The sequence below is a fragment of the Streptococcus mitis genome, assembly GCF_002096835.1.
GTDB classification, from domain to species: Bacteria; Bacillota; Bacilli; order Lactobacillales; family Streptococcaceae; genus Streptococcus; species Streptococcus mitis_W.
Map to the genome: position 1 here is coordinate 1 of NZ_NCVG01000010.1, position 14203 is coordinate 14203.

Annotated in this window: 13 protein-coding genes and 1 tRNA gene; all 14 read left to right on the forward strand. The window is 42.2% G+C overall.

Translation table 11 applies throughout. From position 1 onward, the window contains the following. The first annotated feature begins 20 nt into the window (after nucleotides 1–20). Nucleotides 21–94, forward strand: a tRNA-Pro gene (locus B7699_RS00075). A gap of 488 nt (nucleotides 95–582) precedes the next feature. Further along, nucleotides 583–789, forward strand: a complete 207-nt coding sequence (locus B7699_RS00080; protein WP_025170907.1) for a hypothetical protein — start codon at nucleotides 583–585, stop codon at nucleotides 787–789. Beyond that, nucleotides 786–980, forward strand: a complete 195-nt coding sequence (locus B7699_RS00085) for a hypothetical protein (protein WP_004258091.1) — start codon at nucleotides 786–788, stop codon at nucleotides 978–980. The genes B7699_RS00080 and B7699_RS00085 overlap by 4 nt, the downstream gene beginning before the upstream one ends. Then, nucleotides 967–1851, forward strand: coding sequence for an ABC transporter ATP-binding protein (locus B7699_RS00090; protein ID WP_049551207.1), 885 nt, complete (start codon nucleotides 967–969; stop codon nucleotides 1849–1851). Before B7699_RS00085 ends, B7699_RS00090 begins: the two co-directional genes overlap by 14 nt. A 1-nt stretch (nucleotide 1852) precedes the next feature. Further along, nucleotides 1853–2590, forward strand: a complete 738-nt coding sequence (locus tag B7699_RS00095) for an ABC transporter permease (protein WP_070482397.1) — start codon at nucleotides 1853–1855, stop codon at nucleotides 2588–2590. Beyond that, the gene (locus B7699_RS00100; RefSeq protein WP_084926798.1) at nucleotides 2590–3687 is read left to right on the forward strand and encodes a sensor histidine kinase; all 1098 of its coding nucleotides are present in this window, start codon (nucleotides 2590–2592) and stop codon (nucleotides 3685–3687) included. Before B7699_RS00095 ends, B7699_RS00100 begins: the two co-directional genes overlap by 1 nt. Further along, nucleotides 3688–4287, forward strand: coding sequence for a response regulator transcription factor (locus tag B7699_RS00105; RefSeq protein ID WP_084926799.1), 600 nt, complete (start codon nucleotides 3688–3690; stop codon nucleotides 4285–4287). Between the two features lie 313 nt (nucleotides 4288–4600). Further along, nucleotides 4601–5014, forward strand: a complete 414-nt coding sequence (gene rpsL / locus B7699_RS00115) for a 30S ribosomal protein S12 (RefSeq protein ID WP_001142332.1) — start codon at nucleotides 4601–4603, stop codon at nucleotides 5012–5014. A 19-nt stretch (nucleotides 5015–5033) separates the two neighbouring features. Continuing rightward, a complete protein-coding gene (gene rpsG, locus B7699_RS00120) occupies nucleotides 5034–5504 on the forward strand; it encodes a 30S ribosomal protein S7 (RefSeq protein WP_000087873.1) in 471 nt (156 codons plus the stop codon). A gap of 282 nt (nucleotides 5505–5786) precedes the next feature. Further along, nucleotides 5787–7868 (forward strand): elongation factor G, encoded by a 2082-nt coding sequence (gene fusA, locus B7699_RS00125; protein WP_000090348.1) that lies wholly within the window; start codon nucleotides 5787–5789, stop codon nucleotides 7866–7868. Between the two features lie 103 nt (nucleotides 7869–7971). Beyond that, nucleotides 7972–12363 (forward strand): PolC-type DNA polymerase III, encoded by a 4392-nt coding sequence (locus B7699_RS00130; protein ID WP_084926800.1) that lies wholly within the window; start codon nucleotides 7972–7974, stop codon nucleotides 12361–12363. A gap of 18 nt (nucleotides 12364–12381) precedes the next feature. Further along, nucleotides 12382–12534, forward strand: a complete 153-nt coding sequence (locus B7699_RS00135) for a hypothetical protein (protein WP_033687279.1) — start codon at nucleotides 12382–12384, stop codon at nucleotides 12532–12534. Nucleotides 12535–12549: 15 nt separating this feature from the next. Continuing rightward, the gene (locus tag B7699_RS00140) at nucleotides 12550–13791 is read left to right on the forward strand and encodes an aminopeptidase (protein ID WP_084926801.1); all 1242 of its coding nucleotides are present in this window, start codon (nucleotides 12550–12552) and stop codon (nucleotides 13789–13791) included. Between the two features lie 9 nt (nucleotides 13792–13800). Next, complete coding sequence (locus tag B7699_RS00145) at nucleotides 13801–14031, forward strand: GlsB/YeaQ/YmgE family stress response membrane protein (RefSeq protein ID WP_000901569.1); 231 nt, start codon at nucleotides 13801–13803, stop codon at nucleotides 14029–14031. Nucleotides 14032–14203: the final 172 nt, after the last annotated feature.

The following is a 14203-nucleotide window of genomic DNA, read 5'->3' on the forward strand; positions in this document are numbered from 1 at the left end:
GTGCATTTTTCTATTTAACTCGGGAAGTAGCTCAGCTTGGTAGAGTACTTGGTTTGGGACCAAGGTGTCGCAGGTTCGAATCCTGTCTTCCCGATTCATTACAGAGATACGTAAGCGTATCTTTTTTGTTTTAACTAGATATTATATACATTAAGAGAGAATTAGTTTGCTTCTCTCTTTTTTAATTTCAGTAATTCATTTTGATCGCGTATACTTTTTTGTTTCCTGATTTGTTCAATGAATACTGTAGTTTAGGAACATAAATTAAAATTTAACAGATTGTATAATTCTCACAAACTTTTAAGAAAGTAAATGAAGAGTTTTTTTGTGCTACCTATAATATATCTGTTTTGTACGATAAAAATTTCCGATCTTTTGATTTTAAATGCGTATTAGTTTACGTTATAGTCTAAATTTGATATCACTTTGATGGAGGTACTATAGATTCTTTCATACTCTGTATCTTGTTGTGTAATGTTTCTTGATTCTTTTAAATAGAATCTTTTATGACATTTGTCATATTTCCTCATGACAGAAGCTTCTAGCGATTCTACCTTCAAAGAGTTATACTAGATGTATCAAATGGAGGAAGAAAAAATGAAACATAAAGTAATTGTCGCAATGAGTTTAGTAGCAGCAGGAGTCATGACTTATCTCATGTTCTCAGGATTGGATGAAGATTTCTATCATTTTCCTTGGGAGCTATTTGCAGGATTTGGAATGATGTCCTGGCTTATCCGAGAAGGTTTGAAATTAGTCTCAGATGTGAAAAAGGAGTTTGAAAAATGAAAAAAGCGTTTCTCTATCTTTTTATTGGACTATCACTAGTGGTATGGTTGGTAGAAATGTTTACAGGTTGGTTTGATCAAGCCTTCCTTCACCAATTCATCCGTGGTGCCTGGGGATTAGGATTTATGATTTTTATCGCCTTTCCTATGGGAAAGGAGTGGCTGAAAGGAGAATATGATGAACATGATTAAGGTAGAAAGCCTAAATAAAAACATCAAGGGCAAGGCTATTTTGAAGGATATTTCCTTTGAGGTAACAGAAGGTGAATGCGTCGCCTTGATTGGTCCCAATGGTGCTGGAAAGACCACACTCTTGGACTGTTTGCTTGGAGATAAACTGGTCACAAGCGGTCAAGTATCTATCCAAGGCTTGCCAGTGACGAGTTCTCAGTTAGGCTATACAAGATCCTACCTCCCTCAAGAGAATGTAATCGTTCAGAAACTAAAGGTAAAAGAGTTGATTGCTTTCTTTCAAAGCATTTACCCAAATCCCTTGAGCAACCGGGAAATCGACCAACTATTGCAGTTTGACAAGCAACAAAAAGAGCAATTGGCAGAAAAATTGTCAGGTGGACAAAAGCGTCTTTTCTCTTTTGTCTTGACCTTGATTGGGCGACCAAAGCTTGTCTTTTTAGATGAACCAACTGCTGCCATGGATACTTCAACCCGTCAACGCTTTTGGGAAATTGTTCAGGAGCTAAAAGCTAAGGGAGTTACCATTCTCTATTCGTCCCATTATATCGAAGAAGTAGAGCATACAGCGGACCGAATCTTGGTCTTGAATAAGGGAGAGTTGATTCGCGATACAACACCTCTAGCCATGCGCAGTGAGGAGATTGAAAAGCACTTTATCCTTCCTCTAGCATACAAGGAAGTCGTTGAGCAGTCAAACTTGGTTGAAAACTGGTCACAAAAACAAGATGCCCTGCAAGTAGTTACACGTGAAGCGGATGCTTTCTGGCAACTGTTAGTGCAAGCAGGATGTAGGATTCAAGAAATTGAAGTTAATAACCGTAGTTTGCTAGATACAATCTTTGAAGAAACACAAAAAGGAGATGACTAAGATGAAACGATGGATCGCACTAAACAAGATAGAATTTCTATTGACCAAACGACAATTAGTAACTTATCTATTGTCAGTAGGGATGCCGACGGCCTTCTATTTATTCTTTTCAGGCATGTACCAGGATACACCAGATGGGCCAGCTAATTTTATGCGTGACTACCTCATCTCTATGACGGCCTTTTCCATGATGTCGACAGCCATGTTTTCATTTCCAGCTGTCTTACATACCGATAAAATCAACAACTGGCAGAAAACATTGCGCCATACTCCAGTAAATATGGTAGAATATTATCTATCAAAGATAACAAGTATGATGGTTGATTATTTGGTTTCAATCTTGGTTGTTTTCTCAGTTGGGCACTTGGTTAGAGGTGTGGATATGCCTCTAGGAAGCTGGATTGGGGCTGCGCTCTTGCTGATAGTAGGAAGTGTAGCTTTTGTAGCGCTTGGCTTGACCTTGACACTCTTGCCTTCTAGTCAGCTGATGTCTGTCGTGGGAAATCTTCTCTATCTAGGCTTGGCTGTTTTAGGCGGACTCTGGATGCCCATCTCTTTATTTCCAGACTGGATGCAAGCAATCGGGAAGTGCCTACCAACTTATCAGTTGATGGAGTTGCTCAAGACCTTCTTAAACGAGGATGGCATCAATTTATCAGCAACAGTTTATCTACTTGTTTTTTCAACAGTTTTGTTTGGTTTGACCATTTACCTTCAAGGTCATAAGGAGAATGCTTAATGCTTGAAAGACTGAAAAGCATAGACTATATGTATTGGGCCAGTTTGATTTTTATGATTTTCCCCATCCTACCTGTAGTGACTGGGTGGCTTTCTGTCTGGCATTTATTGATTGATATTCTATTTGTAGTGGCATATTTGGGTGTTTTAATAACTAAGAGCCAGCGTCTATCTTGGCTATATTGGGGTCTCATGCTGACTTATGTAGTTGGGAATACTGCCTTTGTTGGTGTAAATTATATCTGGTTCTTCTTTTTCCTTACCAATCTCTTAATTTATCATTTCGGCGTACGTAGTTTTAATTCTTTACATGTCCGAACTTTTCTCCTTGCTCAAGTCCTTGTTGTGGGGCAACTTTTGATTTTTCAGGAAGTTGAAGTTGAGTTTCTAGTCTATCTGCTTGGAATTATCACTTTTATCGATTTAATGACTTTTGGCTTGGTTCGGATTCGTATTGTGGAGGATTTGAAAGAAGCTCAGGCTAAGCAAAATGCGCAGATAAATCTATTGCTTGCTGAAAATGAACGCAGTCGTATCGGTCAAGATTTGCATGATAGTCTGGGGCATACCTTTGCTATGATTAGTGTTAAAACTGATCTAGCCTTGCAGTTATTTCAAATACAGGCTTATCCACAGGTGGAAAAGGAATTAAGAGAAATACAGCAAATTAGCAAAGAATCAATGCGTGAAGTGCGAACCATTGTGGAAAATCTTAAGTCTAGAACTTTGACATCCGAACTAGAGACTGTGAAAAAGATGTTAGAAATTGCTGGAATTGAGGTGGAAATAGCTAATCAACTAGATACAGCTAGCTTAACCCAGGAATTGGAGTCAACGGCTTCTATGATTTTGCTTGAATTAGTGACCAATATCATCAAACATGCTAAAGCGTCTAAAGTCTACTTAAAATTAGAACGGACAGAGAAAGAACTCATTCTAACAGTGAGAGATGATGGCTGTGGCTTTACTTCTATAAAGGGGGATGACCTCCATACAGTTCGAGATCGTGTTCTTCCATTTTCGGGAGAAGTAAAGGTAATTAGTTGGAAAGAACCGACAGAAGTTCAGGTTCGACTACCTTATAAGGAGAGAATGTAGATGAAAGTATTAGTCGCAGAAGATCAAAGTATGTTACGAGATGCCATGTGCCAGTTGCTCACGCTTCAACCGGATGTAGAGTCTGTCTTTCAAGCCAAGAATGGGCAAGAAGCAATCCAACTATTTGAAAAGGAGTCTATAGATATCGCCATCCTTGACGTAGAAATGCCTGTTAAGACAGGCCTCGAAGTCTTGGAATGGACACGAGCAGAAAATCTAGAAACAAAGGTGGTTGTGGTAACGACCTTCAAGCGTCCTGGGTATTTTGAACGTGCAGTCAAGGCTGGAGTAGATGCTTATGTATTAAAGGAACGAAGCATTGCCGATCTCATGCAAACCTTGTACACCGTCCTCGAAGGACGTAAGGAGTATTCGCCTGAATTGATGGAAGTGGTGATGACGCATCCCAATCCATTAACAGAGCAAGAAACCGCAGTTTTAAAGGGAATTGCTCAGGGCTTCTCTAACCAAGAAATTGCAGATCAACTTTATTTATCAAACGGAACAGTCCGAAACTATGTCACCAATATTCTTTCGAAACTAGATGCAGGTAATCGAACAGAGGCAGCTAATATCGCGAAAGAATCTGGTTGGTTGTGATGATATAATATTTTTTTGAACATTATGTGTTAAAATTGATGGGATTGAATGGAACAATACTAACTTTAGGAGGGTGGGATTCCTCCTTTTTCTTTTTTTGGGGAGCACTACAAAAGAGCTAAAATTAACAATAAAAAGAAAAATATCTTGACAACCAAGGGAAAATTTTGTTACAATAATAGACGGTACTTTTTACTTTTGGTCTCTCAAGAGTGTACAGGGACGTGCTGACAAATGTTGCAAAAGTACACACAGATGATAGCTGTCACCAAGTGTATCATCACCAAAAATAAAAAAACACAGGAGAATGTAGATGCCTACAATTAACCAATTGGTTCGCAAACCGCGTAAATCAAAAGTAGAAAAATCTAAATCACCAGCTTTGAACGTTGGTTACAACAGTCATAAAAAAGTTCAAACAAACGTTTCTTCACCACAAAAACGTGGTGTTGCAACTCGTGTTGGAACAATGACACCTAAAAAACCTAACTCAGCCCTTCGTAAATTCGCTCGTGTACGTTTGAGCAACCTTATCGAAGTTACTGCCTACATCCCAGGTATCGGACACAACTTGCAAGAGCACAGCGTGGTTCTTCTTCGTGGTGGACGTGTAAAAGACCTTCCAGGGGTACGTTACCATATCGTCCGTGGTGCACTTGATACTGCAGGTGTTAACGATCGTAAACAAGGCCGTTCTAAATACGGTACTAAACGTCCAAAAGCATAAGGAAAGGGGATAAAGAGAAATGAGTCGTAAAAATAGAGCTCCAAAACGTGACGTATTGCCAGATCCGCTTTACAATTCACAATTAGTTACTCGTCTTATCAACCGCGTTATGCTTGATGGTAAACGTGGTACAGCTGCTTCAATCGTTTACGGTGCTTTTGAGCAAATCAAAGAAGCTACTGGAAACGATGCACTTGAAGTGTTTGAAACAGCTATGGAAAACATCATGCCTGTACTTGAAGTACGTGCACGTCGTGTTGGTGGTTCTAACTACCAAGTCCCAGTTGAAGTTCGTCCAGAACGTCGTACAACACTTGGACTTCGTTGGTTGGTAACAATCGCTCGTCTTCGTGGTGAACACACAATGCAAGACCGTCTTGCAAAAGAAATCTTGGATGCTGCTAACAACACTGGTGCAGCTGTTAAGAAACGTGAAGACACTCACCGTATGGCTGAAGCTAACCGTGCATTCGCACACTTCCGTTGGTAATATAGGATGCGAAAGCGTTAAGAAAGTCCCAGAGAAAATAGGGAATCAAAGCAGGTTGCGATTGCAACCAATGAGATTCATCTTTTTCTCCAGACTTTTAGCTTGAGCTCAACTCAACTAACTTGGGCTTTTAGCCCGAGTTCAATTCAACTTGTAAATCTACAAGTTGAAACCAACAATAGCATGAAAACATTGAGAACGGGTAGGTCCTGCCTATCCGTTTTTATTAAAATCGTGTTATAATAGAATAGAAATCAAAAATAAATAGGAGAAACAAACCTCATGGCACGCGAATTTTCACTTGAAAAAACTCGTAATATCGGTATCATGGCTCACGTCGATGCTGGTAAAACAACAACTACTGAGCGTATTCTTTACTACACTGGTAAAATCCACAAAATCGGTGAAACTCACGAAGGTGCGTCACAAATGGACTGGATGGAGCAAGAGCAAGAGCGTGGTATCACTATCACATCTGCTGCGACAACAGCTCAATGGAACAACCACCGCGTAAACATTATCGACACACCAGGACACGTGGACTTCACAATCGAAGTACAACGTTCTCTTCGTGTATTGGATGGTGCTGTTACCGTTCTTGACTCACAATCAGGTGTTGAGCCTCAAACTGAAACAGTTTGGCGTCAAGCAACTGAGTATGGAGTTCCACGTATCGTATTTGCCAACAAAATGGACAAAATCGGTGCTGACTTCCTTTACTCTGTAAGCACACTTCACGATCGTCTTCAAGCAAATGCACACCCAATCCAATTGCCAATCGGTTCTGAAGATGACTTCCGTGGTATCATCGACTTGATCAAGATGAAAGCTGAAATCTATACTAACGACCTTGGTACAGATATCCTTGAAGAAGACATCCCAGCTGAATACCTTGACCAAGCTCAAGAATACCGTGAAAAATTGATCGAAGCAGTTGCTGAAACTGACGAAGAATTGATGATGAAATACCTCGAAGGTGAAGAAATCACTAACGAAGAATTGAAAGCTGGTATCCGTAAAGCGACTATCAACGTTGAATTCTTCCCAGTATTGTGTGGCTCTGCCTTCAAGAACAAAGGTGTTCAATTGATGCTTGATGCGGTTATTGACTACCTTCCAAGCCCACTTGACATCCCAGCGATCAAAGGTATCAACCCAGATACAGATGAAGAAGAAACTCGTCCAGCATCTGATGAAGAGCCATTTGCAGCTCTTGCCTTCAAGATCATGACAGACCCATTCGTAGGTCGTTTGACATTCTTCCGTGTTTACTCAGGTGTTCTTCAATCAGGTTCATACGTATTGAACACTTCTAAAGGTAAACGTGAGCGTATCGGACGTATCCTTCAAATGCACGCCAACAGCCGTCAAGAAATTGACACTGTTTACTCAGGTGATATCGCTGCTGCCGTTGGTTTGAAAGATACTACAACTGGTGACTCATTGACAGATGAAAAAGCTAAAATCATTCTTGAGTCAATCAACGTTCCAGAACCAGTTATCCAATTGATGGTTGAGCCAAAATCTAAAGCTGACCAAGACAAGATGGGTATCGCCCTTCAAAAATTGGCTGAAGAAGATCCAACATTCCGCGTTGAAACAAACGTTGAAACTGGTGAAACAGTTATCTCTGGTATGGGTGAGCTTCACCTTGACGTCCTTGTTGACCGTATGCGTCGTGAGTTCAAAGTTGAAGCAAACGTAGGTGCTCCTCAAGTATCTTACCGTGAAACATTCCGCGCTTCTACTCAAGCACGTGGATTCTTCAAACGTCAGTCTGGTGGTAAAGGTCAATTCGGTGATGTATGGATTGAATTTACTCCAAACGAAGAAGGTAAAGGATTCGAATTCGAAAACGCAATCGTCGGTGGTGTGGTTCCTCGTGAATTTATCCCAGCGGTTGAAAAAGGTTTGGTAGAATCTATGGCTAACGGTGTACTTGCAGGTTACCCAATGGTTGACGTTAAAGCTAAGCTTTACGATGGTTCATACCACGATGTCGACTCATCTGAAACTGCCTTCAAGATTGCGGCTTCACTTGCTCTTAAAGAAGCTGCTAAATCAGCACAACCAGCTATCCTTGAGCCAATGATGCTTGTAACAATCACTGTTCCAGAAGAAAACCTTGGTGATGTTATGGGTCACGTAACTGCTCGTCGTGGACGTGTAGATGGTATGGAAGCACACGGTAACAGCCAAATCGTTCGTGCTTACGTTCCACTTGCTGAAATGTTCGGTTACGCAACAGTTCTTCGTTCTGCATCTCAAGGACGTGGTACATTCATGATGGTATTTGACCACTACGAAGATGTACCTAAGTCAGTACAAGAAGAAATCATTAAGAAAAACAAAGGTGAAGACTAATCAGTCCTCACTCTAGAAGGAAGTCACTTAGTGGCTTCCTTTTGTCTTTAGAAAACACCTCTAAGTATGGTAAAATAGTAGGAGAATAATGTGAGGAAAATGAATGTCAAATAGTTTTGAAATTTTGATGAATCAATTGGGGATGCCTGCTGAAATGAGACAGGCTCCTGCTTTAGCACAGGCCGATATTGAGCGAGTTGTGGTTCATAAAATTAGTAAGATATGGGAGTTTCATTTCGTATTTTCTAATATTTTACCGATAGAAATCTTTTTAGAATTAAAGAAAGGTTTGAGGGAAGAATTTTCTAAGACAGGCAATAAAGCTATTTTCGAAATCAAGGCTCTGTCTCAAGAATTTTCAAATCAACTCTTGCAGTCCTACTATAGGGAGGCTTTCTCTGAGGGACCATGTGCTAGTCAAGGTTTTAAGTCCCTTTATCAAAATTTGCAAGTTCGTGCTGAGGGCAATCAACTCTTGATTGAAGGCTCCGAGGCGATTGATAAGGAACACTTTAAGAAAAATCACCTTCCTAATTTAGCTAAACAACTTGAAAAATTTGGCTTTCCAACTTTTAATTGTCAAGTAGAGAAAAATGATGTGCTGACCCAAGAACAGGAAGAGGCCTTTCATGCTGAAAATGAGCAGATTGTTCAAGCGGCCAATGAGGAAGCGCTCCGTGCTATGGAACAACTGGAACAGATGGCACCTCCTCCAGCGGAAGAGAAGCCAGCCTTTGATTTTCAAGTCAAAAAAGCTGTAGCTAAACCAAAGCTGGATAAGGCAGAGATTACTCCTATGATCGAAGTGACGACGGAGGAAAATCGTTTGGTCTTTGAAGGGGTTGTTTTTGATGTGGAGCAAAAAGTGACCAGAACAGGGCGTGTTTTGATCAACTTTAAAATGACAGACTACACTTCCAGTTTTTCTATGCAAAAGTGGGTTAAGAACGAGGAAGAGGCTCAGAAATTTGATATAATTAAGAAAAATTCTTGGCTCCGAGTCCGTGGGAATGTGGAGATGAATAACTTCACACGCGATTTGACGATGAACGTGCAAGACGTGCAGGAAGTTGTTCACTATGAGCGGAAGGATTTGATGCCAGAAGGTGAGCGTCGGGTTGAGTTTCATGCTCATACTAATATGTCGACTATGGATGCTCTACCAGAGGTTGAAGAAATCGTTGCGACAGCTGCTAAGTGGGGACACAAGGCGGTTGCCATCACCGACCATGGAAATGTCCAGTCCTTCCCACACGGCTATAAGGCGGCCAAAAAAGCGGGAATCCAGCTGATCTATGGAATGGAAGCCAATATCGTGGAGGACCGTGTCCCTATCGTCTACAACGAAGTGGAGATGGACTTGTCGGAAGCGACCTACGTGGTCTTTGACGTGGAAACGACGGGGCTTTCAGCTATCTATAATGATTTGATTCAGGTTGCGGCCTCTAAGATGTACAAGGGGAATGTTATTGCTGAATTTGATGAATTTATCAATCCTGGACATCCCTTGTCAGCTTTTACTACTGAGTTGACTGGAATTACAGATGACCATGTCAAAAATGCCAAACCACTGGAACAAGTTTTGCAAGAATTCCAAGAATTCTGCAAGGATACGGTCTTAGTTGCCCACAATGCTACCTTTGACGTTGGATTTATGAATGCCAACTATGAGCGTCATGGTCTGCCAAAGATTAGTCAGCCAGTTATTGATACGCTGGAGTTTGCTAGAAATCTCTATCCTGAGTATAAACGTCATGGTTTGGGGCCTTTGACCAAGCGTTTTGGTGTGGCTTTGGAACATCACCACATGGCCAATTACGATGCGGAAGCTACTGGTCGTCTGCTCTTTATTTTTATCAAAGAAGTAGCAGAAAAACATGGTGTGACCGATCTAGCTAGACTTAATATTGATTTGATTAGTCCAGATTCTTATAAAAAAGCTCGGATCAAGCATGCGACCATTTATGTCAAGAATCAAGTAGGGCTAAAAAATATCTTTAAGCTGGTTTCCTTGTCTAATACCAAGTACTTTGAAGGAGTGCCGCGGATTCCGAGAACGGTTCTAGATGCCCATAGGGAGGGGTTGATTTTAGGATCAGCTTGCTCTGAAGGTGAAGTTTTTGACGCGGTTGTTTCCCAAGGTGTAGATGCGGCGGTTGAGGTGGCCAAGTATTATGACTTTATTGAGATCATGCCACCAGCTATCTATGCGCCATTGATCGCCAAGGAGCAGGTCAAGGATATGGAAGAACTACAGACCATTATCAAAAGTTTGATAGAGGTCGGCGACCGTCTTGGCAAGCCCGTTTTGGCTACGGGAAATGTCCACTATATCGAACCAGAAGAAGAGATTTACCGTGAAATTATCGTCCGTAGTTTGGGACAGGGGGCGATGATTAACCGAACTATTGGTCATGGCGAACATGCCCAACCCGCTCCTCTTCCAAAAGCTCATTTTAGAACGACTAATGAAATGTTGGATGAATTTGCCTTCTTGGGAGAGGAATTAGCTCGCAAATTGGTTATTGAAAATACCAATGCCTTGGCAGAAATCTTTGAACCCGTTGAGGTTGTTAAGGGTGACTTGTATACGCCTTTCATTGACAAGGCTGAAGAAACGGTCGCTGAATTGACCTATAAGAAGGCCTTTGAGATTTATGGTAATCCGCTGCCAGATATCGTTGATTTGCGGATTGAAAAAGAACTAACCTCTATTCTGGGGAATGGATTTGCTGTGATTTATCTGGCCTCGCAGATGCTGGTTCAACGTTCCAATGAACGGGGCTACTTGGTTGGTTCTCGTGGGTCTGTCGGATCTAGTTTTGTTGCGACTATGATTGGGATTACGGAGGTCAATCCTCTCTCTCCTCACTATGTCTGTGGTCAGTGTCAGTACAGTGAGTTTATCACCGATGGTTCTTATGGTTCAGGATTTGATATGCCTAATAAGGACTGTCCAAAATGTGGTCATAAACTCAGCAAAAACGGACAGGATATTCCGTTTGAGACCTTCCTTGGTTTTGATGGGGATAAGGTTCCTGATATTGACTTGAACTTCTCGGGAGAAGATCAGCCTAGCGCTCACTTGGATGTGCGTGATATCTTTGGTGAGGAATATGCCTTCCGTGCGGGAACGGTTGGTACGGTGGCTGCCAAGACCGCTTATGGATTTGTCAAGGGCTATGAGCGAGATTATGGCAAGTTTTATCGTGATGCAGAGGTGGAACGTCTTGCCCAAGGTGCTGCTGGTGTCAAGCGGACAACAGGACAACACCCGGGAGGAATCGTTGTTATTCCTAACTACATGGATGTTTACGACTTTACGCCTGTCCAGTATCCAGCAGATGACGTGACGGCTGAATGGCAGACCACTCACTTTAACTTCCACGATATCGATGAGAACGTCCTCAAACTCGATGTGCTGGGACATGATGATCCGACCATGATTCGAAAACTTCAGGACTTGTCTGGGATTGATCCTAATGAAATCCCTATGGATGACGAAGGCGTTATGGCTCTCTTTTCTGGGACTGATGTGCTAGGTGTGACTCCTGAACAAATCGGAACTCCGACAGGCATGCTGGGGATTCCAGAGTTTGGAACCAACTTTGTCCGAGGCATGGTCGATGAAACCCATCCGACGACTTTTGCAGAATTGCTTCAGTTGTCTGGACTGTCCCACGGTACCGATGTTTGGCTGGGCAATGCCCAAGATTTGATTAAGCAAGGAATAGCGGACCTATCGACTGTTATCGGTTGTCGGGATGACATCATGGTTTACCTCATGCATGCTGGTCTGGTACCTAAGATGGCCTTTACCATCATGGAACGGGTACGTAAGGGCTTGTGGCTCAAGATTTCTGAAGAAGAGAGAAATGGCTACATCGAAGCCATGAAGGCTAATAAGGTGCCAGAGTGGTATATCGAATCCTGTGGGAAAATTAAGTACATGTTCCCTAAAGCCCATGCGGCAGCCTACGTTATGATGGCCTTGCGTGTAGCTTACTTCAAGGTTCATCATCCCATTTATTACTACTGTGCTTATTTCTCAATCCGTGCTAAGGCTTTTGATATCAAGACCATGGGGGCGGGCTTGGAGGCTATCAAGCGCAGAATGGAAGAAATCTCTGAAAAACGGAAGAACAATGAGGCTTCTAATGTGGAAATTGATCTCTATACAACTCTTGAGATTGTCAATGAAATGTGGGAACGTGGTTTCAAGTTTGGGAAGTTAGACCTCTACCGTAGTGATGCGACTGAATTCATCATTGACGGAGATACACTGATTCCACCATTTGTCGCTATGGATGGTCTGGGAGAGAACGTCGCTAAGCAGTTGGTGCGAGCGCGTGAAGAGGGAGAATTCCTCTCTAAAACAGAACTCCGCAAACGTGGTGGACTCTCATCAACCTTGGTTGAAAAGATGGATGAAATGGGGATTCTTGGAAATATGCCAGAGGATAACCAGTTGAGTTTGTTTGATGAGTTGTTTTAAGGTCTTGGAGGAAAAAAGATGAAACTAAGAATTTTTGCGGAAGACAAGCCGGCTGAGAAGGTGTTTGAGTATCAATTGGAACTTGCTGACCAGACAATTCTTCTATCAACAGCACTTTTGTCGAGTGCCATTGCTTTAGCAGGATTATTTTCTGCTTTGAAAGAAAAATAGAAAAGAGAAAACAACATGGTTTTACCAAATTTTAAAGAAAATCTAGAAAAATATGCGAAATTATTGGTTGCGAACGGAATCAACGTGCAACCTGGTCACACTTTGGCTCTCTCTATCGATGTGGAGCAACGTGAGTTGGCTCACTTAATCGTCAAAGAAGCTTATGCCTTGGGTGCGCATGAGGTTATTGTTCAGTGGACAGATGATGTGATTAACCGTGAGAAATTCCTCCATGCGCCGATGGAGCGTCTGGACAATGTGCCAGAATACAAGATTGCTGAGATGAACTATCTTTTGGAGAACAAGGCTAGCCGTCTTGGAGTTCGTTCTTCTGACCTAGGTGCCTTGAACGGAGTGGACGCTGACAAGCTCTCAGCTTCTGCCAAAGCTATGGGACTTGCCATGAAGCCAATGCGTATCGCAACTCAATCTAACAAGGTTAGCTGGACTGTAGCAGCCGCTGCTGGACTTGAGTGGGCTAAGAAAGTCTTTCCAAATGCTGCGAGCGACGAAGAAGCAGTCGATCTCCTTTGGGACCAAATCTTCAAAACTTGCCGTGTCTACGAAGCAGATCCTGTTAAGGCTTGGGAAGAGCATGCAGCTATCCTCAAGAGCAAGGCTGATATGCTTAATAAAGAGCAATTTTCAGCCCTTCACTACACAGCACCAGGGACAGATTTGACACTTGGTTTGCCGAAGAACCACGTTTGGGAATCAGCTGGTGCAATCAATGCACAGGGCGAAGGATTCTTGCCAAATATGCCGACTGAGGAAGTCTTCACAGCACCTGATTTTCGTCGCGCAGATGGTTATGTCACTTCTACAAAACCGCTTAGCTATAACGGAAATATCATTGAAGGTATTAAGGTAACCTTTAAGGATGGGCAAATTGTGGATATCACTGCAGAAAAAAGCGATCAAGTCATGAAAGACCTTGTCTTTGAAAATGCGGGTGCGCGTGCCTTGGGTGAATGTGCCTTGGTACCAGATCCAAGCCCAATTTCTCAGTCAGGCATTACCTTCTTTAATACCCTTTTCGATGAGAATGCGTCAAATCACTTGGCTATCGGTGCAGCCTATGCGACTAGCGTAGTTGGTGGAGCGGAGATGAGCGAAGAGGAGCTTGAAGCTGCGGGGCTTAACCGTTCAGATGTTCACGTGGACTTTATGATTGGTTCTAACCAAATGGATATCGATGGTATCCGTGAGGATGGGACACGTGTACCACTCTTCCGTAACGGAGATTGGGCAAATTAAGGAGATAATATGTTAGGAAGTATGTTCGTTGGTCTCCTAGTGGGATTTTTAGCAGGTACTCTGACCAATCGTGGAGAACACATGGGATGTTTTGGAAAAATGTTTCTCGGATGGATTGGTGCCTTTATAGGCCATTTGCTTTTTGGGACTTGGGGACCGATAATAGCAGGAACTGCCATTATTCCGGCAGTACTAGGTTCCATGATTGTTTTAGCTATTTTTTGGAGACGAGGAAGTTAATTTCCTAAATCTGATACTCAATGAAAATCAAAGAGCAAACTAGGAAACTAGCCGCAGGTTGCTCAAATCACTGCTTTGAGGTTGTAGATAGAACTGACGAAGTCAGCTCAAAACACTGTTTTGAGGTTGCAGATAGAACTGACGAAGTCAGTAACATATATACGGCAAGGCG

Bases quoted from the DNA above. Each gene is read 5' to 3' on its own strand.
- B7699_RS00080 (WP_025170907.1), top strand. From the start codon at position 583: ATGGAGGAAGAAAAAATGAAACATAAAGTAATTGTCGCAATGAGTTTA.
- B7699_RS00085 (WP_004258091.1), top strand. From the start codon at position 786: ATGAAAAAAGCGTTTCTCTATCTTTTTATTGGACTATCACTAGTGGTA.
- B7699_RS00090 (WP_049551207.1), top strand. From the start codon at position 967: ATGAACATGATTAAGGTAGAAAGCCTAAATAAAAACATCAAGGGCAAG.
- B7699_RS00095 (WP_070482397.1), top strand. From the start codon at position 1,853: ATGAAACGATGGATCGCACTAAACAAGATAGAATTTCTATTGACCAAA.
- B7699_RS00100 (WP_084926798.1), top strand. From the start codon at position 2,590: ATGCTTGAAAGACTGAAAAGCATAGACTATATGTATTGGGCCAGTTTG.
- B7699_RS00105 (WP_084926799.1), top strand. From the start codon at position 3,688: ATGAAAGTATTAGTCGCAGAAGATCAAAGTATGTTACGAGATGCCATG.
- rpsL (WP_001142332.1), top strand. From the start codon at position 4,601: ATGCCTACAATTAACCAATTGGTTCGCAAACCGCGTAAATCAAAAGTA.
- rpsG (WP_000087873.1), top strand. From the start codon at position 5,034: ATGAGTCGTAAAAATAGAGCTCCAAAACGTGACGTATTGCCAGATCCG.
- fusA (WP_000090348.1), top strand. From the start codon at position 5,787: ATGGCACGCGAATTTTCACTTGAAAAAACTCGTAATATCGGTATCATG.
- B7699_RS00130 (WP_084926800.1), top strand. From the start codon at position 7,972: ATGTCAAATAGTTTTGAAATTTTGATGAATCAATTGGGGATGCCTGCT.
- B7699_RS00135 (WP_033687279.1), top strand. From the start codon at position 12,382: ATGAAACTAAGAATTTTTGCGGAAGACAAGCCGGCTGAGAAGGTGTTT.
- B7699_RS00140 (WP_084926801.1), top strand. From the start codon at position 12,550: ATGGTTTTACCAAATTTTAAAGAAAATCTAGAAAAATATGCGAAATTA.
- B7699_RS00145 (WP_000901569.1), top strand. From the start codon at position 13,801: ATGTTAGGAAGTATGTTCGTTGGTCTCCTAGTGGGATTTTTAGCAGGT.